The organism is Serratia symbiotica (Periphyllus acericola), from assembly GCF_964019515.1.
Taxonomy (GTDB): domain Bacteria; phylum Pseudomonadota; class Gammaproteobacteria; order Enterobacterales; family Enterobacteriaceae; genus Serratia; species Serratia symbiotica_D.
The window spans coordinates 1,095,096-1,116,963 of sequence record NZ_OZ026452.1; the positions used below are offsets into that span (position 1 = coordinate 1,095,096).

Here is a 21,868-nt window from a genome sequence, read left to right on the forward strand (position 1 = left end):
AGGGATTCTACAGCCGATCGGCATGATGCGCCACACAAATGTATCCCACAACTGCTCGTTGCTTTCACGATACTGCGGATCGACGAGAATGGTGTTGTCTATCGGGAAAACCTGCTGGCAGGTGGGTTTATCATAGTGGCCGATGCATTCGGTGCAGCGCCCACGGTGTCGATCTGATAAATCTCATCACTCATCGAAATCGCCTGATTTGGGCATTCCGGCTAGCACATATCGCAGTTGATACAGCGTTTTGTAATTAATAAAACCACTTTGATCACTTACTTTTTTATCTTCTATAATCAATTTGTTATGTTGTCTTTGTATTCCTTACTATGATTAACTATCTGTGGATTTGTACAGTATAAAAAACACTGATATACTCACTCGCGTAACATAAAACCGCAACACAGACCGAAAATTAGCACCCTAAAAACCCTCATGTGCGAGCTTGTCTCGCAATGGGCCTTAGGATAAGGAATTATAATGCCGCGCACTGTAATACAGAACCCGAAAAGCCCAATAATGACGATTTTTTGAGCGCCTCAGACTGCTGGGATGGGTGTAAGCCGCCGTACACAAGCTTACATATGCGAATCTGTGTTACGGCAGCAAAAAACATACTCAAGCATCAGGGGCAATCCCGGCGATCTAAGTATGAAAAAGAAAGCTATTTACGCATCGATTTCAGTAAGGCCGGTAAGGTTACGTTCTATGCTGAGTTCCCTAAGAAAATGGGGCCTAAAGGGTGTAAATTGGGTGAATGGCCGGAACTGGCTATTCAACTTGCGCGTGAGAAAGCGGTAGAAATGGCGGGAGAGGGTTTGAGGGCTGAGTCTTTGCATTTGGCTCTTGAGAGCTATCATGCTGACCTTGAAGCTAAAGTACAACGCCAGAAATTAATTGATCACAGCTACCGGACTTATTGTGCGAGGATAAAACAGATCGATTTAGCATTTGGTGAGCGTGAAGTGTTCGGTGATGTAACTTATTGAAGAATTATTGAAGTGCCGGATACCTGGATAGCGACAAAATCTAATAACCATGCGCTTGAATTATTCGCTGAACTTCGCCGGTTCTGGAAGTACTCTGCGCCGCTGCTATGCAACGGCCGAAATGTCGCAGCGAGCATACCGGATTATTATGTATCTTCACGTGTCCAGCGGCCTGCAACTACGCGCTTTTTTACTGATATCGAATCTATAGCAAAGCTGTGGCTTAACGTCGCGGGGTGTACCTCTATCCATCAGAAAAATGCCATGCCTTTTATGATCCTGACGGGGGGCGCCCTATCAATGTCGGCAATCTGCAATGGGATTATGTCGGGGAAGAGATAAAAGAAATTGTCTATCCAGCCGGGATAATTGGTATGCGTGGTAAAATGAAAACGCAGAAGGAATTCAGGATCCTAATAACTATTGGCATTGAGCGCATTTTGCAGGAACAAAAGGAATGGAGGGACTCGGTACCGGGATGTAATCAACAGTTTGTTTTTCTTCAACCGCGCAATCCTGAATTACCGCTTGCAAAGCGATCTCTTGATAAGTTGATAAAAACTTACAGCCCAGAAAATGCAGTCAAGGGAATTAAACATGACGGGACAGTGAAGGGTAGGCAAGGGGCGTTTAATACAATGTGCCGTAAGTTCTTTAAGAGCAATGTTATTGCTCAAATGTGTGCAAACACAAAAGGCTAATCTCCCGCTCTGATACGCGGGAGATTAGCCTTTTGTGTTTGCACCATTCGGGTGTTGTTGAATAAATCGAACTTTTGGCCGGCACGAGGATCAGATCACTCTCCTTCTGTCAAAATAGCGACATTCCGTGGCCCAGCAAAAGTTCAACATCACCAACTGGAAGGCTTACAACAACGCCCTTATCGCTTGGGGTTCACTCACTTTCTCCGTGGATGAAACGGCACTTCACGCCTGGTACTGCGAGGCAAAACCTTCTCTGTGTGGTCGCCCACCACATTATTCCGATATGGCAATCACCAGCGTATTGATGCTGAAACGGATTTTCGGCCTGACACTTCGCGCCCTCCAGGGCTTCGTCGACTCCATTGTTACACTGATCAAAGTGCCGTTGAACTGCCCGGACGACACCTGCATCAGTAAGCGGGCGAAGTCCGGCCATGTCCCGTTTAAAACCCCAACGCTGGGTGAAATTGCGCACCTCGTTATCGATTCTAGCGGGCTCAACGTGTTGGGTGAAGGGGAGTGGAAGGTAAAAAAACACGGTCAGGAAAAACGGCGGATCTGGCGAAAACTGCATTTGGCCGTAGATACAGCAACACATGAGGTCATCTGTGCTGACCTTTCCTTGAGCAATGTCACCGATACCGAAGCCTTCCCAGGTCTCATCCGCCAGAGGTACCGTAAAATCAAAGTCGCCTCGGCGGATCGGGCTTAGGATACGCGAGTGAGTCATGATGAGTTAAGGGGCAAGAAGATCAAGGCGTTAATACCGCCCAGCAGCGGAGCCCATTATTGGTCGGCAGACTATGCAGAGCGAAATCAAGCGGTGGCGAACCAGCGCCTTACCGGAGACAACACACGGTGGAGAAGTATCACAGGCTACCACCGACGTTCGATAGCGGCAACAGCGAGGTACAGAGTAAAACAGCTATTTGGTGGTCACTTGTCGCTGCGAGATTATTGATGGGCAAGTTGCAGAGGCGCTGGCCATGATCTGTGCATTAAACAAGATGCCGCTCGCCGGTATGCCAGAAAGTGTACGCCTTGCCTGAAAGATACCCATATTCACGGGACTCTATTCCAAATCTGATTTATTCAACAAAGCCATCTATCACTATCCAGACCATCTGCGCGCCGGCCTGGAGCAGTTTGCCCAGGTTGCCGGGCGTCTACCTGTTTCACGGCCAGAGCGATCGTCTACCACTGTAAAAGCGTCAATATTCTCAGCTTTATCACTACAGCGGGGGCATTCGGTAGACGTGCTGCTTAGCAATAGGAGGTTGATATACCACAGTCCGAACGGCGATGAGAGCTGTTGCAGCGTGTCAAAGCCCTCGCAGCGAGAGAAAAATCGTTGACCACCGCATCCAATATCAATCAGTCAATTATCACCACCATGCTTGGCAATTTGGATAAGGCCGATCGTGACTGAATTATTACGATGACTAACCTGATGTATGAGCTTGCCAATGCCCGTGCCATACGGCGCTGCAACAAGTTGCAAAAACAAAAATTAAACAGGTGGACGATATCGCGTTTATGCTTGCGCAGGGTGGTAAAGCTGCCCTGCCCCACTCAGGGTTTACACCTTTCTATTGTGACGCAGGCCTCAAGGCAACCATCTGAAAAAATGCAAGATCGTCAATGGTTTCACCAGCGCGATACGTAGAAGGTGTCTTATTAGAGTTGGGGTTAGCTGATGTCAAATATACCCGCCATACTTCAAGTTGTCTGGGCGCTAGATTAAGTACCTGGGGATCAATGAACCTCATACCTGAGGTTAAGCTTGCGGCCCGGTGCAAGCGCTGTTCAAATCAGTTCCCGACCGATTTGTCATTGCGTTGCCGATTTCTTGTAACTCGAATTATATAGGGTATATATTGCTAGATTAAGGTGCGACAAGTGCTATCTGCGGGATAAACCTGTTGCCACCGGTCTGGCCGCACGACAGAAAAAGCAGCCTCACTCGCTGATAATTTTTACGCCGATTTTACTGACCTGATTGCCTGCCATTTCGGCAATGGTCCAGATCAGTCCCTCCCATTCCACCTGATCACCGATCACCGGCTCACCACCAATCAACTGAATGATGAACTGCCCAAGCGTCTGCTGATCGTTCACGTTATCCTGTAAGTTCAGGCCATAAACCTGCGAGATATCGCTCAGGCAGGTGTCCGATTGCAAGATGAAATCGCCGAAGAAACGCTCGTCGAAGGTGATGGCTGGTGCTTGGCTGAACAGCTTACCGAGTACTGGCAAATCATACTGATGGCCAATAACGCACAGGATATCGCTTTCACGCAGCCGGGTGCTACCGCTTGGGTGCAACAGTTCTTTGCCACGGAACAGCGCGGCGATGCGCGTGTTGGGCGGCATTTTCAACTCGTGCAGTGCAGCACCAACGCACCAGTTCTCAATCGACAGTTGATAGACGAACTGTTCCCATTGATTTTCTGGATGTACATCTAGCCCCACTCGTGAGATCGGTGTCAGCGCAGGCGGCACAATCACTTTGGCTTTCCTGGCGGCGAATGACAGCGTGGTGCCTTGCAGTAGCAATGAGACCAACACCACAAAGAAGGCTAGGTTGAAGAACAACTGTGCATTCGGCAACTCGGCTATCATTGGAAACACTGCCAGGATCACCGGCACGGCACCGCGCAGACCAACCCAGGCGATAAAGCCACGCTCGCGCAGAGTAAAGCTGCGGAACGGTAGTAGGCCAATGAATACCGAAAGTGGGCGGGCGAACAGGATCATCCAAAGTGAAAGCAGCAGGGCGGGGATGGCGATTGGCAGCAGTTCATGCGGATTGAGCAGCAACCCCAGCACCAGAAACATGCCGATTTGGCTCAGCCAGGCCAGGCCATCGAAGGTTTGTACAATGCCATGGCGATTGCGGATCGGCCGGTTACCCAATAGCAGGCCGCACAGATAAACCGCCAGAATGCCACTGCCGTCCAGCGCCGTGGTCAGAGCGAAGATGAGTATGCCGCCGCTACCGGCCAGTAGTGGGTACAGACCTTCGGCCAGTTTGATATGGTTGATCAGCGTCAACAGCAGCCAGCCGCCGCCGAGACCAAAAATGATCCCCATACTAAATTGCTGCATCAGGTGTAGCGGGAACATCCAGCTAAGGGTGGTTTCACCGGCGGCGATCATCGCGATCAGGGTAATGGTAAGAAACACCGCCATTGGATCATTGCTGCCAGATTCAATTTCCAACGTGGCACTGACGCGTTCATTGAGACCTTTACCACCCAGCAGTGAGAACACCGCAGCAGCATCGGTGGAACCGATGATGGCACCGATCAGCAGTCCTTGCAGCAGCTCGAGGTCGAACAGCCATGCGGCTGCTATCCCAGTTAGCCCCGCTGTGATCACCACACCGACGGTGGCGAGGGAAAGTGCTGGCCACAGAGCAACTCGAAAGGAACTGACGCGGGTACGCATGCCACCGTCAAGCAGGATCACCGCCAGAGCCAGGTTACTGACCAGATAGGCCAGCGGGTAATTGTTGAAAACGATGCCGCCTGGTCCATCAACGCCAGCAAACATACCTATCGCTAGGAATATCAACAGGATGGGAATGCCGAGACGAGAAGAAAATGAACTCAGCAGAATACTTGAGCCTACCAGCACGGCACCGATGACGAACATGCTGTTAATGGTGCTAGCATCCAAAATGATGTTCTCCTGAGGCTGTGGGGAAGGGCGGTGCTTATGAGCACGGATTGCTGATAATGATAACGTGTTTAGTGGGTAAAACGCCAAGGCTGATTGATAAAACAAGAAGCCTTTTATTCTCATTTGATAAAGATACGTTGGGCAATGGCGAGGAAGCAACAGAATACTTTCTTTTATCTATAGTTATCAGTCCAGTGTATTTACGATTTGTTAATATTCCCTAATTTCTGTGAGGCAGGAAAAGAACCAAGGTTCAGCGACCCGTTTCCTTTCCAGCTCGGAGATGCTGTCAAGTATCTATCATGACTGGCAGGGTTCAGGGCGTTATTGCCGTTTACCGGAAAATAGGAAACGCAGTATAGGAATACGTTTATGCAGTCCATATAATACAAAAGATAAAGAGAAGACGGCGTTGTTGAATAAATCGGATTTGGAATAAAGAGTCCCGTGAATGGGCATCTTTCAGGCAAGGCGTACACTTTCTGGCATACCGGAGAGCGGCATCTTGTTTAATGCACAGATTATGGCCAGCGCCTCTGCAACCCCAGGTTGCCCATCATAATCTCGCAGCGACAGGTGACCACCAAATAGCTGTTTTACTCTATACCTCGCTGTTGCCGCTATCGAACGTCGGTGGTAGCCTGTGATACTTTTCCACCGTGTGTTGTCTCCGGTAACGCGCTGGTGCACCACCGCTTGATTTCGCTCTGCATAGTCTGCCGACCAATAACGGGCTCCGCTGCTGGGCGGTATTAACGCCTTGAGCTTCTTGTCCCTTAACTCATCATCACACACTCGCGTATCCTAAGCCCGATCCGCCGAGGCGACTTTGATTTTACGGTACCTCTGACAGATGAGACCTGGGAAGGCTTCGGTATCGGTGACATTGCTCAAGGAAAGGTCAGCACAGATGACCTCATGTGTTGCTGTATCTACGGCCAAATGCAGTTTTCGCCAGATCCGCCGTTTTTCCTGACCGTGTTTTTTTACCTTCCACTCCCCTTCACCCAACACGTTGAGCCCGCTAGAGTCGATAACGAGGTGCGCAATTTCACCCGGCGTTACGGTTTTAAACGGGACATGGCCGGACTTTGCCCGCTTACTGATGCAGGTGTCGTCCGGGCAGTTCAACGGCACTTTGATCAGTGTGATAATGGAATCGACGAAGCCCTGGAGGGCGCGAAGTGTCAGGCCGAAAATCCGTTTCAGCATCAATACGCTGGTGATTGCCATATCAGAATAATGTGGTGGGCGACCACGCAGAGAAGGTTTTGCCTCGCAGTACCAGGCGTGAAGTGCCGTTTCATCCCCCCAGCAAGTGAGTGAACCCCGAGTGATAAGAGCGTTGTTGTAAGCCTTCCAGTTGGTGATGTTAAACTTTTGCTGGGCCACGGAATGTCGCTATTTTGATAGAAGGAGAGTGATCTGAGATCCTCGTCCTGGCCAAAAGTTCGATTTATTTAATAACGCCGTTACACCGTGGAAACATGCTGACTTACCTAGGTAAAACCTTATGTGCCGCCCATTCTTCTGTCGCCCTTTCTTCTGTCAGACGATGTGTTAATTTGTTCACATTGGGCGGCTATGAAGGATTGGCAAGCCTTTCACCTGGACGCCCCCGAAAATGGCCCACGGAGGCGATGTTGAAGATTCTTGATTTGCTCGTTCAGCGTTCTCCACAGGACTTTGGCTATCTGCGATCTCGGTGGAATACTGAGATGTTAACGATTGAAATTAATAAATTATTTAACTCGATGTTACATCCTGGCTCACTTCGTCGCTGGTTGCCGAGAGCCGGTATTGTGTGGCGTAGAGCGGCTGCAACTTTGCACATCCGAAATCCTCATAAAGAGGAAAAACTGGCGGCTATCGATACCGCATTGAAGAATAATAGTCCCGAGTATCCCATCTTTTACGAAGATGAGGTAGACATCGATATGAACCCTAAAATAGGTGCTGACTGGCAGAAAAAGGGTCAACAAAAACGCATCACGACACCGGGACAGAATGAAAAGCATTACCTCGCGGGTGCCCTTCATGCAGGAACCGGAAGAGTTGATTATGTCAGTAGGATCCATAAAAAATCGGGTTTATTCAACAACGCCTAAATTACCGCGTATGAATGCGCATTCTGTTGTTTGAGGCTTTCATGACCCCCTTATAGGCTATCGATGACCTTAACGATCTGGCAATTGATTTACCGCGTTTTGAACAGGCACTGGATCAGTTCACGGCGAAATTGCGGCTTGATCTATCGCAATTCAGCGCCGATCATATCTCAGTACGCTGCCACCAAGACGCCACCGCTGAACGATGGCGTCAGGGGCTGATGCAGTGCGCTTCACTACTGTCAGAATCGATGATCAATGGCCGCCTGATCTGCTTGTTCGATTTGCAACAGCCGCTCAATCTGGGACCGTGGTTGATAGATTGCGTAGAACTGCCGTATCCAGGACGAAAGTGCTATCTGCACGAAGGCTGGGAACACTTGGAACTGGTGCTCAGTGGTGATCCTGACACGTTGCAGGCGCGGGCGCTGAGCTACTTGGCTGATGAAGCGCTGCTAGCACCGGGGATAACGTTGAAACAAAGTGTTCTACAGGGTTATGGTGATCGGCTGCCTAACCCGAGCTTGGCCATCCGCGATGGTAGCATGACGATAAAATTTTATCCTTACTCCATCAGGGAAATCGTCACTAGCGAAAAATCCTAACATGGCTGTCACAACAGCCACCTTACTCTAGCGATGGCGATTCACTTGTGGGATGATTTATCCGATTTATATATCGCCACTGTGACGACATTTTCCCCGTTGATCAAAATTAAATGCCGTAGTGAACACATTGAGTGAGTAGATGCCTATGCTTCTACCCGCGAAAGAAATCAACAATTTCCGCCAAATGCTGGTCGTCATCTGGGGTGACAATAATGAAATTGGACATTTGCTGCTTTAGCGTATGTTGCGCGCTGACGGCTGAATAAGCGGGGGCGGATCGCATTGAATTGCGCGCCAGCTGCAGCGAGGGTGGGTTGACGACGAGCTACGGTACGCTCCTTTTGGCGCGCGAACGGGTAACTATTCCCGTACATCCTATCGTTCGTCCGCGTGGTGGTGATTTTTACTACAGCACGCTGAATTTTGAGGTAATCAAGCAAGATGTCGCCCAGATCCGCGATATGGGTTTCCTCGGTGTCGTGGTGGGTATGCTAGATGAGGAAGGCCATATAGACTTACCGCGTATGCGTAAAGTGATGCAACTGAGTGGTAATATGGCGGTGACTTTCCATCGAGCATTTGACATGTGCCAGAACCCGATGCTTGCCTTTGAGCAACTGGCGCAGCTTGGTGTGGCACGTATTTTGACTTCAGGGCAACAGCAGAATGCCGAGTTGGGTCTGACGTTGATGCGCAATTTATGCCATGTTAACCCAGTCCTGGTGATCATGGCGGGTGGCGGGGTACGGCTTAGCAACATGCACAAGTTTGTCGATATCGGCATTCAGGAACTACACAGTTATTCAGGCCATGCTGTGCCTTCCACCATGCGCTATCGTAAAGCGGGCGTCACTATTTGTTCCGACAACGAATCTGACGAATTTAGCCATTATTGTGTGGATGGCAAAATGGTGGCGACGATGAAAAACACGCTAGCCTTGGTTGCCCCCTTCCTTGGCGCAGAGCCTATATCGCCAGTAATGAGACCTCGCCACTATACAGTTAGCATCAGGTGGCGAGTCATCGATCAGGGTTTTCTTGCCACCAGTATCGCGCGTAGCGGTGCCGGATAACCTTCAACCGTTTTGCGGTGATCATCGGGGTCGAGGAATTCTGTCAGTGACTCGCTGGTCATCCAACTGGTGCGGCGCTGTTCTTCAGTGCTGGTCAGGCATATATCGGCGATCCTCACATCAACGAAACCGCATTTCTCCAGCCAGTTCTTCAGTGCGCGTGCCGCAGGGATAAAATAGACGTTGCGCATTTGCGCATAACGATCGCACGGCACCAGCACCTGATTATCATCCCCTGCCACTATTAGGGTTTCCAGCACCAGTTCGCCCTCGGAAACCAACTGGTTTTTCAGTTGATAGAGATGATCCAGCGGGGAACGGCGATGATGCAGCACGCCCATGGAGAATAGCGTGTCAAAGGCTGCCAGCTCTGCCAATTGTTCGATACCGAGCGGCAGCAGATGGGCGCGTTGGTCGCCGCCTAGCAGCTTGCGTACAGCTTCAAACTGGCACAAAAACAACTGCATTGGATCGATGCCGACCGCCAATTGAGCGCCGGCACCGACCATACGCCACAGATGGTAGCCACTGCCACAGCCGACATCGAGAGTGGTGCGCCCGGCCAGTGGTGAAAGGTGTGGCAGCAGGCGATCCCATTTCCAGTCGGAATGCCACTCGGTATCGATGTCGATACCGTACAGCGAGAACGGCCCTTTGCGCCATGGCATCATGGTGCGTAGCATTTTTTCGATGCCTGCTAACTGACCCGGCGGTAGCCCCGGCTCCATCTCGGCGCGCACTCCGTGCAGCAAATCGACGTAAGTTGGCGTCAGTGTCGGCAAATGCTCCACTGAATTAAACCACTGTTTAAACTTGCCATGCAGCGATCCACGCTGCCAGGCGCTGAGCTGCGCGGGTAGGGTGTCCAGCCAGTGGCTGAGGTTACTCTTGGCGATACGCTGATAAAAATCACCAAACTCAATCATGGTTCTACACCTGTTTTCAGCGCGACCAGTGAGCCAAAGTTAAAACACTGGAACCACATTTCAACGTGTTCGAAGCCAGCCTGTTTCAGACGTGCTTTATGCACCTCCACTGAGTCCGTCAGCATAACGCGCTCCAGCATGCTACGTTTCTGGCTGATCTCCAGTTTGCTGTAGCCATTGGCGCGTTTGAAATCGTGATGCATATTGAACAGCAATGTACCGACATCGGCATCTTCAAAGCTGAGTTTCTCTGACAGCACCAGAACGCCGTGCGCCCGCATTCCATGATAAACCTGCGCTAACAGACGCAAGCGATCGGCTGGCTCAAGGAATTGTAGGGTGAAGTTAAGCACTACCATTGAGGCGTTCTCGATGGGGATGTCGAGAATATCGGCTTCGATTACCTCAACCGGGGTATCAGCGCGGAAAGCGTCAATATGGCGACGGCAACGATCGACCATGGCCGGGGAGTTATCGATGGCGATAATGTTACAACCCGCTACCTTAATATTCCGTCGCATCGACAGCGTTGCTGCACCCAGGGAACAGCCCAGATCATACACTTGGCTATCGGGCTGCACAAAACGTTCAGCCAGCATGCCAATCATCGAAATGATGTTGGAATAACCAGGAACTGAACGCTGGATCATGTCTGGGAGTACCTCAGCAACGCGTTCGTCGAAGGTCCAGTCGCCCAATTTGGCGATGGGTGCGGAAAAAAGGGTATCGTGGTTTGGCATAGCCGCAAATCAGTTCAGCATTCGAAGCGTGCATTCTAACAGATGACGGCGAGAAAGCGCAGCGTGGCCGTCTGATGATAGCTGTGCAATCAGTTAGGTGATGCAGTCAAAATAGCGCGTCCTGTTGCGGCCAGTCGGGCGGTGCAGACAGATCATGGATCACCTGGCGTAACTGCTGCCAGATTTTTTGCGGCTGCTGCGGTGAATCGCCGTTATCCGGTGTATGGATAAACAGGTAAGGCTGATGTTGCTGTTGCCAAAGCACGAGCTTCTGCTGCCAGACGGCGAACCAGCGCAAGTTATCTGCTAATAAGTCGCCGCTGATAAAGCGCACCAGCGGCTAGTTGGCAGTGAGCAGTGCGTGCACCGGGAGCGTTGGTTTTTTCTGCTGCGCATCGCGCACTGCGGCGTTGTTGGGTAGGGAGTGATGTACGGCGCGGCTGTCGAGGATCACTCGATTGATGCCGCGCTGATGTAGCCCCTGATTCAGCAGACGTTCCGCCTCCCCCTTGGCGAAGAAAGCCAGATGACGTACTTCCAGACCGTAGGTGAACGTTTTTGGCAGCGCGGCAAAGAATTGCCACATTCTTGGTAGTTCATCGGGGCCAAAGGCTGCGGGTAATTGTAGCCACAGTTGGCCGATGAGCTGATGTAGCGGCTCCAGACAGTGATACAACGCTTGCAGATCGACGTTGCAGTTGCGCAGGGCGGCTTTGTGGCTGATATCCTAGGGGAATTTAAAACAGAAGCGGAAGTTATCGTGCGTCATGTCGTGCTAGCGTTGCACGGTTTCTTGTTTGGGCAACGCGTAGAAAGTGGTGTTGCCTTCTACGCAGTTGAAATAACGGCTGTAATCCGCCAAATCACGCAGCCCGATACGGCTCCATGCATTGTGCTGCCACTGTGGTAGTCCGATGTAGATCAACGCGCCATCTTCCTTATATTATCTCATCAGGCGACACCTTAACGTGACTAGGCGAGTGCGGCAAGGGTTGGGTAGAATGCCATTTTGTGAATTTGGAAGAGTAGGTTTCAGCCTTGACGAAGCATTTAGAACCTATCCCATTAGGTTATTTTATTTGCCATTTTGGCCCTGAGCGGTACTCACCATCCTTACAAACTCCCTGTATGCGCCGGTGGGTGCGCGCTATCGGTATGCAAACACAGACTGCAACATTGTACGCATACTGGGATAGGCTGTTAGCAAGGCGGTATGTGTTGAATTCAGGCTGAATTGACGGCATTTCGCAAAAAAGCACGCCATTTAGAGCGGTAACCATGCGTTGTTCGCCCTTATCTGGCGCATGAATTTCCTTTATAATAATCCCCTTTTTTCACCACTCTTTACTTCAACGACATGTATGCATGAGGCATTTGCTGCTATCGGTTAGCGAGAGTGCAAAAATATTTCCTCGCCATCTTCCCACTTAAGGGAAACGGCCGGGATGCGGCAGATTTAGATCGGACAACAAAAATAGAGTTCATCAGAAATAGCTGTGTGGCCAGGGCGCTCCAGCCTGGCGTGGTATCAGCTGTGTGAAAAGGATAGCGTATGCGTACTGAATATTGCGGGCAGTTGGATCTGTCCCACGTAGGCCAGAAAGTCACTCTGTGTGGTTGGGTCAACCGCCGCCGCGATCTCGGTGGTTTGATCTTTATTGATATGCGCGACTGTACAGGTATCGTGCAGGTATTCTTCGATCCAGATCAGCAAGCGGCGTTCGACAAGGCATACGACCTGCGCAATGAATTCTGTATTCAGATCGTCGGCACCGTACGTGCGCGCCCGGACAGCCAAATCAATACAGATATGACCACGGGTGAAGTAGAAGTGTTTGCCCATGCACTGGAGGTCATTAACCGCTCCGAGCCATTGCCGCTCGACGCTAATCAAGTCAACAGTGAGGAAGCCCGTCTGAAATATCGCTACCTGGATTTGCGTCGTCCAGATATGGCTGGACGTCTGAAAACCCGCAGTAAAATCACCAGCCTGGTGCGACACTTTATGGACAGCCACGGTTTTATTGACATCGAAACCCCGATGCTGACTAAAGCTACGCCGGAAGGTGCCCGCGACTATCTGGTGCCGAGCCGTGTGCACAAAGGCAAATTCTACGCGCTGCCGCAGTCCCCTCAGCTGTTTAAACAGTTACTGATGATGTCCGGCTTTGATCGTTACTATCAGATAGTCAAATGCTTCCGCGACGAAGACCTGCGCTCTGACCGCCAGCCGGAATTCACTCAAATTGACGTTGAGACCTCTTTCATGACTGCCGAACAAGTACGCGAAGTGATGGAAAAACTGGCACGTGAGCTGTGGCTGGAGGTAAAAGGGGTGGATCTGGGGCGCTTCCCGGTTATCACCTTTGAAAAAGCGATGCGCCGCTACGGCTCTGATAAACCGGATTTGCGTAACCCGCTTGAATTGGTAGACGTTGCCGATCTGGTTAAGGATGTCGAGTTCAACGTATTTTCCGTCCCGGCTAACGACGCCAAGGGACGGGTAGCGGCGATCTGCGTTCGAGGTGGTGCACAGTTGACACGCAAACTGATCGATGAATATGGCGCTTTCGTCAACATTTATGGTGCCAAAGGTTTGGCCTGGCTGAAAGTGAATGACCGCTCGACTGGTCTGGCTGGTGTGCAAAGCCCGATCGCCAAATTCCTTGATGCAGATGTGTTGGAAGCGATTCTGGCGCGCACCAACGCGCAAAGTGGCGATATTCTGTTCTTTGGTGCCGACAACATCAAGATCGTTACCGATGCGCTGGGTGCGCTGCGCTTGAAACTGGGCCGTGATCTGGCACTGACTAAACTGGACAGTTGGGCACCGCTATGGTTGATTGACTTCCCGATGTTTGAAGAGGACGGCGAGGGTGGCCTGGTGGCGATGCATCATCCATTCACTGCACCGTGTAACATGGCCCCAGAAGCACTGGCTAGCATGCCAACCAACGCTATCGCCAATGCTTACGATATGGTGATCAACGGCTACGAAGTTGGCGGTGGTTCGGAGCGTATTCACCACGGTGAAATGCAGCAAACCGTGTTCAGTATTTTAGGCATAAATGAACATGAACAGCGTGAGAAATTTGGCTTCCTGCTCGACGCGCTGAAATACGGCACCCCGCCGCATGCTGGGATGGCCTTTGGCCTGGATCGTTTGGTGATGCTGCTGACCGGCACTGACAACATCCGTGACGTGATAGCCTTCCCGAAAACCACTGCTGCGGCTTGTCTAATGACCGATGCGCCCAGTTTCGCCAACCCGGCAGCATTGCAGGAACTGGCGATCAACATACTGAAAAAAACCGATACACCACAAGAGAATTAGTAATGAGCTACAAGCGTCCTGAATCTGTCCTGGTAGTGATTTATGCGAAATCCAGCGGTCGGGTGCTGATGTTACAGCGGCGCTATAATAGTGAATTTTGGCAGTCGGTCACCGGTAGCCTATAGAAGAATGAGTCGCCGCCACAGGCAGCGCAACGTGAGGTGATGGAAGAAATCGGCATTGATATTGAGGCAGAGCATTTGCCGATGTTCGATTGCCAGCGCTATGTGGAGTTTGAACTCTTTGTCCATTTGCGGTATCGCTATGCCCCAGGTACTACGCGTCGTAATGTAATAAAGAGCATTGGTTTTGTTTGGTTTTGCCCGAAGAACCCGAGCCGGTGCTCACCGAACATCACGCCTACCAATGGCTAGAGGCTGTGCAAGCCATGACGCTGACTAAGTCGTGGCGCAACCAGCAGGCGATTGAAGAGTTGGTAATTAATTTAGTCCAGTAATTCCCGGAGATTTTTATGGCAGGTCATAGTAAGTGGGCCAATACAAAACACCGCAAAGCGGCGCAAGACGCCAAACGCGGTAAAATTTTCACGAAAATTATTCGTGAGCTCGTCACGGCGGCCAAATTGGGCGGCGGTGATCCTGATTCCAACCCATGTTTACGCGCGGCGATGGACAAGGCGATGGCGAACAACATGACGCGCGACACCATGAACCGTGCGATTGCACGCGGTGTAGGCGGTGATGATGATTCCAACATGGAAAGCATCATTTATGAAGGCTATGGCCCTGGCGGCACCGCTGTGATGATCGAATGCCTGAGTGATAACCGCAATCGCACGGTGGCGGAAGTGCGCCATGCCTTCACCAAATGCGGTGGCAACCTGGGAACCGACGGCTCTGTCGCCTATTTGTTCACCAAAAAGGGCGTGATCACTTACGCACCGGGGGTGGATGAAGACGCATTGATGGAAGCGGCGCTGGAAGCAGGTGCAGAAGACATCGTCAGTTATGATGACGGTGTTATTGATGTGTTGACCGCCTGGGAGAGCATGGGTGCGTTGAAGGATGCACTGATGACCGCTGCCGGTTTTAACGTGGAAGCGGCAGAAATCGCGATGATCCCATCGACCAAAGCCGATATGGACGCAGAAACCGCGCCTAAACTACTGCGTTTGATCGATATGCTGGAAGATTGCGACGATGTGCAGGAGGTTTACCACAACGGTGAGATCTCCGACGAGATTGCGGCTACGCTGTAATGAGGTTGCTATGCGGCGTTGCTCTAAGGCAGCACCGCGCAGAACCCAGGATTAACGCAAGGTGGATGTAGCGATGGCGATCATACTGGGTATCGATCCCGGTTCACGTATTACCGGCTATGGCCTTATCCGTCAGCAGGGCCGCCAATTGACCTATATCGCCAGCGGTTGTATTCGCACCGTGGTGGAGGACATGCCGATGCGGCTGAAGCTGATTTATGCTGGCGTCAGCGAAATCATTACCCAGTTCCAACCGGACTTTTTCGCTATCGAGCAAGTGTTTATGGCCAAGAACCCGGATTCGGCGCTCAAACTTGGTCAGGCGCGTGGAGTAGCGATTGTCGCCGCTGTGAATCAGAACCTGGACGTGTTTGAATATGCGGCACGGCAGGTAAAGCAAACTGTGGTGGGTACGGGGGCTGCCGAAAAAGCCCAGGTACAGCATATGGTACGTTCGTTGCTCAAGCTCTCCGCCAATCCACGGGCGGATGCCGCCGATGCGTTAGCGATAGCCATCACCCACTGCCATCTGAGCCAAAATTTGCTGCGGATGAGCGCAGGGCGGCTGAATCTGGCGCGTGGCCGCTTGAGATAGCCTTTAACCGGTTACTGATTGGGCTGGATATTCATCCAGCCCCTTTTATGCTATAAGCTTTACCAGCATGGCATGGCCGTGAATCATGATCAGGGAACTTTCAGGAGGGTAAATGATAGGTCGTCTCAGAGGAAATATTATGGAAAAGCAGCCGCCACTTGTGTTACTTGAGGCGAACGGTATGGGTTATGAAGTGTATATGCCAATGACCTGCTTTTATCAATTGCCGGAACTGGGGCAAGAGGCTATCGTGTTTACCCACTTTGTGGTGCGTGAAGAAGCGCAACTGCTTTATGGCTTCAATGATAAGCAAGAGCGTGCCCTGTTTCGCGAACTGATCAAAGTCAACGGCGTTGGGCCAAAACTGGCGCTGGCGATCCTATCCGGCATGTCCGCGCAGCAGTTTGTCATCGCGGTAGAGCATGAAGAGATTATCACCCTGATTAAACTGCCGGGTGTCGGCAAGAAAACCGCCGAGCGTCTGGTGGTGGAAATGAAAGACCGTTTCAAAGGGCTTAATGGCGATCTGTTTACCAACAGCAGTGGGAGCAGTTTGCCGGCCACGGCAGTGCAATCCGCTGATAACGATACCGAAGCTGAAGCTGTCTCCGCGTTGGTCGCGTTGGGCTATAAACCGCAGGAAGCCAGCCGTATGGTCAGCAAAATCGCCAAATCGGGTGCCGATTGCGAAACCCTGATCCGTGATGCGCTGCGCGCTGCGCTGTAAGGTTGACAAGGGGCAGACAATGATTGAATCCGATCGCCTGATTTCAGCCCAACCGATCAATGAGGAGGAACTTCTCGATCGCGCCATCCGTCCGAAACTGCTGGCGGAGTACGTTGGGCAACCGCATGTATGCGAGCAGATGGAAATCTTTATTCAAGCGGCCAGGCAGCGTGGCGATGCGCTGGATCACTTGTTGATCTTTGGTCCGCCGGGCTTGGGAAAAACCACGTTGGCTAATATTGTCGCCAATGAAGTGGGAGTTAATCTGCGCACTACCTCCGGCCCAGTGTTGGAGAAAGCGGGCGATCTTGCGGCGATGCTCACCAACCTCGAACCGCATGACGTACTGTTTATCGATGAGATCCATCGACTGTCGCCAGTAGTGGAAGAGGTGTTGTACCCGGCGATGGAAGATTATCAACTGGATATCATGATCGGTGAAGGCCCGGCGGCACGTTCGATCAAACTTGATCTGCCGCCGTTTACCCTGGTCGGAGCTACCACTCGCGCTGGATCCCTTACGTCACCGCTACGTGATCGTTTCGGCATTGTGCAACGGCTGGAATTTTACCAAGTGGCAGACTTGCAATACATCGTATCGCGCAGCGCTCGCTGCTTGGGGCTAGATCTTTCTAGCGATGGTGCTCATCAAATAGCGCGCCGGGCGCGCGGTACGCCGCGCATCGCCAACCGTTTGCTACGCCGGGTGCGCGACTTTGCTGAGGTGCGCGCCAATGGTGTGATTAATGGTGAAGTGGCCATGCAAGCGCTGGATATGCTCAATGTCGATGCCGAAGGCTTTGACTATATGGATCGCAAGCTATTGCTGGCGATTATAGACAAGTTCACTGGGGGGCCGGTAGGGCTGGATAACCTGGCTGCGGCGATCGGTGAAGAGCGTGAAACAATTGAAGACGTTATCGAACCCTTCCTAATCCAACAGGGTTTTATCCAGCGTACACCGCGTGGTCGTATGGCGACCCATCATGCCTACCGGCATTTTGGCATCGAATGCGGGGAGGAATAAACAGTCAAAAGGGCAGCATCAGCAGCTCTTTTCACCGCGATATCGACAACATAGTCATACCGAGTGTGACGGTGTGCATGCATAAAATAGACCTGTTTAGTTGTCTACAGAAGTAGCAAAAGTGACCGCAAACGCCATTTTGTCCAATTATTGGGACTCATCTCTTAAAATAAGAATGAATTAGCTGAAAACCTGCGCGGGTTCAAAGATCTGCTGACGCAAATTGACAGAAATGTTGGTAACATGCTTACGCTTGTGCAAGGTAGAAGTGATGTTGCTTTCACCCTTCTTACGGTTATTTCGAAAAACACCACGGTTTTGAGCCCACTTGGTCATCCCACCGTTAACCCCGAAATTCAGCCTGGAGCACAGCGCTTACACTAAATTTAAACACCATGGTTTGAGAAAAAAGCAGTCTTTTTTACTGAGCCACAATCCAGGTCGGCCGTAATCAAAGTCGTAGCCAAGGGGAGTAACTGGGCCCGTTGGACATCTGCATCGCATTGGGAAAGGACAGCTATAAGAAATTATAGAAGCCCTGTCGAGCCAGTTCGTAAGCCGCCTGGAGTAAAGCTTATAAAGGATAATATCGAGTGCAGCGGATAGTCAAAACTATCTTTCTAGCGTATAACAGCCTGCCACGGATCCATCGCGTCATGCTGGGGTCACTGACTGTGGTGACATTTGCTATTACAATCTGGCGACCTTGTATTGATCACACAGAACATGCCCCTAGCGTTAAGAACGTCGAATTAGAAGCCCGGCAGTTGCGGGTCATGCTGCCAGAAGCCAGTGAACCGATCGATGCAGACCCATCTATCCCTGATGATGAATTCCCCCAGGATGAGCTTGACCAAAAGGGCGTCGGCGAGGAAAACGTGCATGAATATGTCGTTTCTTCCGGTGATACTCTCGGCAGCATTCTGACCCAATATGGCATCGAAATGTCGGATGTCACGCTGTTGGCCGCACAGTATCGCGATCTGTGCAATCTGAAGATCGGCCAGCAGTTATCGTGGACGCCGAACTCCGCTGGTAACCTGCAACAGCTTAGGTGGGAAGTTTCTCGCCGTGAAACGCGCACTTACGATCGCCTCGGCAATAGCTTTAAAGAGTCGCAGCAATGGCAGCATAGTGAATGGCGTAACAGCGTAGTCAGTGGCCATTTGAGTGGTAGCTTCGTCCGCAGTGCCGGTGATGCTGGCCTGAGCCGCACTGAGATTAATGCGGTGGTTAAGGCGCTACAGTGGCAATTGGATTTCCAAAAGCTGCGCAAAGGTGACCCGTTTTCGGTGCTAATGTCGCGTGAGCATTTTGACAGTAAAAAAATGCAAAGCCAACTGCTGGCCGTTCGTATACGTACTGGTGGCAAGGATTACTACGCGATCCGCGCTGAAGATGGCAAATTCTACGATCGTGAGGGTTCCGGCTTGGCGCGCGGTTTTATGCGTTTCCCAACCATGAAACAGTTCCGCATTTCTTCCAGCTTCAATCCGCGTCGGGTGAATCCGGTGACTGGCCGTATTGCGCCACATAAAGGTATTGATTTCGCCATGCCGATCGGTACTCCCGTGGTGGCGGTGGGTGACGGTGAAGTGTTGATCGCCAAACACAGCGGGTCCGCAGGCTATTACGTGGCGATCCGCCATGGCCGTCAGTACACCACGCGCTATATGCACTTGAAGAAGCTGTTTGTTAAACCGGGGCAGAAGGTAAAGCGTGGTGAGCGCATTGCGCTATCGGGCAATAGCGGCCGTTCTACCGGGCCGCATCTGCATTTTGAACTGCGGATCAACCAACAGGCGGTAAACCCGCTGACAGCGAAGTTGCCGTATTCCAAAGGCTTGATCGGCAAGGAACGTAGCACTTATCTGGTGCAAATGAAGAAAATGGTTGCGCAACTACGGCTTGATTAGTCCCGTTCGCCCGCGATGCCACCTGCCTAATGTTGTTTTATATAGGTGCTTAGCCAGTGTTATACCCGTGATACTTCGAGTGGCCTGTGCGTGAGTTTTCCTCGTGCACCCCAGTCACTGATGGGTCTCAGCGCAAGCGCTGTTCAAATCGGTTCCCGACCGATTTGTCGCTGCGTTGCCGCTTTCCTGTAACGCAAATTATTTAGGGTATAATGGGCTTTGTTGAATAAATCGAATTTGGAATAAAAGAGTCCCCTGAATGGGCAGCTTTCAGGCAAGGCGTACACTTTGTGGCATACCGGCGAGCGTCATCTTGTTTAGTGCACAGATCATGGCCAGCGCCTCTGCAACTTGCCCATCATAATCTCGCAGCGACAGGTGACCACCAAATAGCTGTTTTACTCTGTACCTCGCTGTTGCCGCTATCGAACGTCGGTGGTAGCCTGTGAGACTTTTCCACCGTGTGTTGTCTCCGGTAACGCGCTGGTTCACCACCGCTTGATTTCGCTCTGCATAGTCTGCCGAGCAATAACGGGCTCCGCTTTTTGGCGGTATTAACGCCTTGAGCTTCTTGCCCCTTAACTCATCATCACACACTCGCGCATCCTAAGCCCGATCCGCCGAGGCGACTTTGATTTTACGGTACCTCTGGCGACGGTACCTCTGGCGGATAAGACCTGGAAAGGCTTCGGTATCGGTGACATTGCTCAAGGAAAGGTCAGCACAGATGACCTCATTTGTTTCTGTATCTACGGCCAAATGCAATTTTCGCCAGATAAGCCGTTTTTCCTGACCGTGTTTTTTTGCCATCGACTCCCCTTAACCCAACACATTGAGCCCGCTAGAGTCGATAACGAGGTGCGCAATTTCACCCGGCGTTGCGGTTTTAAACGGGACATGGCCGGACTTCGCCCGCTTACTGATGCAGGGTATCGTCCGGGCAATTCAACGGCACTTTGATCAGTGTGACACTGGAGTCGATGAAGCCCTGGAGGGTGCGAAGTGTCAGGCCGAAAATCCGTTTCAGCATCAATACGCTGGTGATTGCCATATCGGAATAATGTGGTGTGCGACCACGCAGAGAAGGTTTTTCCTCGCAGTACCAGGCGTGCAGTGCCGTTTCATCCACCGAGAAAGTGAGTGAACCCAGAGTGATAAGGGCGTTGTTGTAAGCCTTCCAGTTGGTGATGTTGAACTTTTGCTGGGCTACGGAATGTCGGTATGTTGACATAAGGAGAGTGATCTGATCCTCGTACCGGACAAAAGTTCGATTTATTCAACAACGCCGGGGAAAGAATAAAAAAGGTGATTGCTGGCATGCCGCGTCCATCCGAAAGGACAGTGAACATTTTCGCAGCGGCTGTTTTAGAGATAGAATTTGTTGCTGCTGAGGTCAGAAGCGAAACCATTGATGCTGCAACCAGAAGGGACAAAGAAACTAATTTCTTATTCATGTAACTATCCTGAATCCCTGAATCCATTTAGTTTTTAGTCATTAAAAACGGACGTGCAGAGGTTACTTTCTCGGAGCACATCCCCTGCATTAACTAGCAGCTTCATCGGCGCAGTGTAAGGAGTACCGGTTGTGCAACTGCCGGGTTGTAGCATGTTTCACACTTAACGAGAGCAACGGCAGCGAAGTGGAAAGCTTTAGGAAAAATGTTGCAAAAGGAAGAAATAATCCTAGATACGGGAGTATAAAAAGATCGTAAGAACGCGGTGAACTTAAGAGTGTTCAGAATTCTATGTCACGTTAAAAATCATTGTTGTAATGGTCCAATCGCCGCTGCCCGGCATATTCACTGGAAAAATGATGCTACTTACGGTAGTCGACGGAGGTGTACCAAAAATAGGGAGCAGGGTTTTACCATCGGCCGCTGTAAAATACGGCAAGTGAATGGGATCTTTTGCAGTATGAGTCGCCGTGGGAACAGCCTGGATAATGCGCTGACGGAGAAATTTTTCCGTAGCCTAAAATCAGAGCGAGTGAACTGGCGTTGTTAAGAAAGTCGGAGTGAGTGAAGGAGCGCGGGACGTGATGGATTACAGCTCATTTTATCACAGCCGTCGGCATCATTACCGTCTCTGGGAAATATCAGCCCGGATGAGTATAAACATCGCTTAAAGTGTCCGGTTTCAGTTGACCGTTACAACTGCATCACCCCACTGTCATGCATAAGCCGCTTCCTGTTCGTCAGGCCAGCATTTTGCTTTG

The 21,868-nt window shown here is 51.1% G+C and carries 15 protein-coding genes and 9 pseudogenes; 14 read left to right on the forward strand and 10 right to left on the reverse strand.

The features are described from left to right. Positions 1-7 precede the first annotated feature (7 nt). A pseudogene (locus AACL06_RS06010) lies at positions 8-269 on the reverse strand (YfhL family 4Fe-4S dicluster ferredoxin). Between the two features lie 214 nt (positions 270-483). Here AACL06_RS06010 and AACL06_RS06015 point away from each other — a divergent pair. From AACL06_RS06015 to AACL06_RS06030, 4 genes and pseudogenes are all read left to right on the forward strand, one after another. After that, positions 484-1,743 (forward strand): annotated as a pseudogene (locus AACL06_RS06015) (recombinase); the annotation flags it as partial. Positions 1,744-1,747: 4 nt separating this feature from the next. Next, positions 1,748-1,909 (forward strand): hypothetical protein, encoded by a 162-nt coding sequence (locus AACL06_RS06020; protein ID WP_339036480.1) that lies wholly within the window; start codon positions 1,748-1,750, stop codon positions 1,907-1,909. Continuing rightward, a pseudogene (locus tag AACL06_RS06025) lies at positions 1,842-2,745 on the forward strand (IS5 family transposase). The gene AACL06_RS06020 and the pseudogene AACL06_RS06025 overlap by 68 nt, the downstream one beginning before the upstream one ends. Next, positions 2,729-2,902, forward strand: a complete 174-nt coding sequence (locus tag AACL06_RS06030) for a hypothetical protein (protein ID WP_339036482.1) — start codon at positions 2,729-2,731, stop codon at positions 2,900-2,902. The pseudogene AACL06_RS06025 and the gene AACL06_RS06030 overlap by 17 nt, the downstream one beginning before the upstream one ends. Positions 2,903-3,655: 753 nt before the next feature. On the opposite strand, the gene AACL06_RS06035 is transcribed toward AACL06_RS06030, so the two are convergent. From AACL06_RS06035 to AACL06_RS06045, 3 genes and pseudogenes are all read right to left on the reverse strand, one after another. After that, positions 3,656-5,377, reverse strand: coding sequence for a potassium/proton antiporter (locus AACL06_RS06035; protein ID WP_339036484.1), 1,722 nt, complete (start codon positions 5,375-5,377; stop codon positions 3,656-3,658). A gap of 203 nt (positions 5,378-5,580) precedes the next feature. Next, a complete protein-coding gene (locus AACL06_RS06040; protein ID WP_339038485.1) occupies positions 5,581-5,859 on the reverse strand; it encodes a hypothetical protein in 279 nt (92 codons plus the stop codon). Then, positions 5,843-6,772 (reverse strand): annotated as a pseudogene (locus tag AACL06_RS06045) (IS5 family transposase). Before AACL06_RS06045 ends, AACL06_RS06040 begins: the two are co-directional and overlap by 17 nt. An 80-nt stretch (positions 6,773-6,852) precedes the next feature. On the opposite strand from AACL06_RS06045, the pseudogene AACL06_RS06050 reads away from it, so the two are divergent. From AACL06_RS06050 to cutC, 3 genes and pseudogenes are all read left to right on the forward strand, one after another. Continuing rightward, positions 6,853-7,476, forward strand: a pseudogene (locus tag AACL06_RS06050) (IS630 family transposase); the annotation flags it as partial. Between the two features lie 71 nt (positions 7,477-7,547). Then, a complete protein-coding gene (locus tag AACL06_RS06055) occupies positions 7,548-8,093 on the forward strand; it encodes a VOC family protein (RefSeq protein ID WP_339038313.1) in 546 nt (181 codons plus the stop codon). A 212-nt stretch (positions 8,094-8,305) separates the two neighbouring features. Continuing rightward, positions 8,306-9,046, forward strand: a pseudogene (gene cutC, locus AACL06_RS06060) (copper homeostasis protein CutC); the annotation flags it as partial. A gap of 77 nt (positions 9,047-9,123) precedes the next feature. Here cutC and cmoB read toward each other — a convergent pair. From cmoB to AACL06_RS06075, 3 genes and pseudogenes are all read right to left on the reverse strand, one after another. Further along, positions 9,124-10,095, reverse strand: coding sequence for a tRNA 5-methoxyuridine(34)/uridine 5-oxyacetic acid(34) synthase CmoB (cmoB, locus tag AACL06_RS06065; RefSeq protein WP_339036486.1), 972 nt, complete (start codon positions 10,093-10,095; stop codon positions 9,124-9,126). Then, complete coding sequence (cmoA, locus tag AACL06_RS06070; RefSeq protein WP_339036487.1) at positions 10,092-10,835, reverse strand: carboxy-S-adenosyl-L-methionine synthase CmoA; 744 nt, start codon at positions 10,833-10,835, stop codon at positions 10,092-10,094. The genes cmoB and cmoA overlap by 4 nt, the downstream gene beginning before the upstream one ends. A gap of 106 nt (positions 10,836-10,941) precedes the next feature. Continuing rightward, a pseudogene (locus AACL06_RS06075) lies at positions 10,942-11,757 on the reverse strand (DUF72 domain-containing protein). Between the two features lie 630 nt (positions 11,758-12,387). Between AACL06_RS06075 and aspS the strand changes: the two are divergent. The 7 genes and pseudogenes from aspS (at position 12,388) to mepM (ending at position 19,653) form a co-directional block, all read left to right on the forward strand. Further along, positions 12,388-14,169 (forward strand): aspartate--tRNA ligase, encoded by a 1,782-nt coding sequence (aspS, locus tag AACL06_RS06080; protein ID WP_339036488.1) that lies wholly within the window; start codon positions 12,388-12,390, stop codon positions 14,167-14,169. 2 nt (positions 14,170-14,171) lie between these two features. After that, positions 14,172-14,626 (forward strand): annotated as a pseudogene (nudB, locus tag AACL06_RS06085) (dihydroneopterin triphosphate diphosphatase). Between the two features lie 15 nt (positions 14,627-14,641). Next, the gene (locus AACL06_RS06090) at positions 14,642-15,388 is read left to right on the forward strand and encodes a YebC/PmpR family DNA-binding transcriptional regulator (RefSeq protein ID WP_339036489.1); all 747 of its coding nucleotides are present in this window, start codon (positions 14,642-14,644) and stop codon (positions 15,386-15,388) included. A 73-nt stretch (positions 15,389-15,461) separates the two neighbouring features. Then, on the forward strand, positions 15,462-15,983 hold the full coding sequence (gene ruvC / locus AACL06_RS06095; RefSeq protein WP_339036490.1) for a crossover junction endodeoxyribonuclease RuvC: 522 nt from the start codon (positions 15,462-15,464) through the stop codon (positions 15,981-15,983). Positions 15,984-16,095: 112 nt separating this feature from the next. Next, positions 16,096-16,710: a Holliday junction branch migration protein RuvA gene (gene ruvA, locus AACL06_RS06100; protein ID WP_339036491.1), complete on the forward strand. Its 615-nt coding sequence runs from the start codon at positions 16,096-16,098 to the stop codon at positions 16,708-16,710. Positions 16,711-16,729: 19 nt separating this feature from the next. After that, entirely contained in the window at positions 16,730-17,737 is a 1,008-nt protein-coding gene (gene ruvB / locus AACL06_RS06105) for a Holliday junction branch migration DNA helicase RuvB (protein WP_339036492.1), read from the forward strand. Between the two features lie 593 nt (positions 17,738-18,330). Further along, positions 18,331-19,653 carry a murein DD-endopeptidase MepM gene (gene mepM, locus AACL06_RS06110; protein ID WP_339036494.1) on the forward strand — a complete coding sequence of 441 codons (1,323 nt, stop codon included), beginning with the start codon at positions 18,331-18,333 and terminating at the stop codon, positions 19,651-19,653. 143 nt (positions 19,654-19,796) lie between these two features. On the opposite strand, the gene AACL06_RS06115 is transcribed toward mepM, so the two are convergent. The 3 genes and pseudogenes from AACL06_RS06115 to AACL06_RS06125 all read right to left on the reverse strand — a co-directional run bounded on the left by AACL06_RS06115 (position 19,797) and on the right by AACL06_RS06125 (position 21,002). After that, entirely contained in the window at positions 19,797-19,940 is a 144-nt protein-coding gene (locus tag AACL06_RS06115; protein ID WP_339036495.1) for a hypothetical protein, read from the reverse strand. Then, positions 19,924-20,884: pseudogene (locus AACL06_RS06120) on the reverse strand (IS5 family transposase). Before AACL06_RS06120 ends, AACL06_RS06115 begins: the two are co-directional and overlap by 17 nt. Continuing rightward, complete coding sequence (locus AACL06_RS06125) at positions 20,775-21,002, reverse strand: hypothetical protein (protein WP_339036496.1); 228 nt, start codon at positions 21,000-21,002, stop codon at positions 20,775-20,777. The pseudogene AACL06_RS06120 and the gene AACL06_RS06125 overlap by 110 nt, the downstream one beginning before the upstream one ends. Between the last annotated feature and the right edge of the window lie 866 nt (positions 21,003-21,868).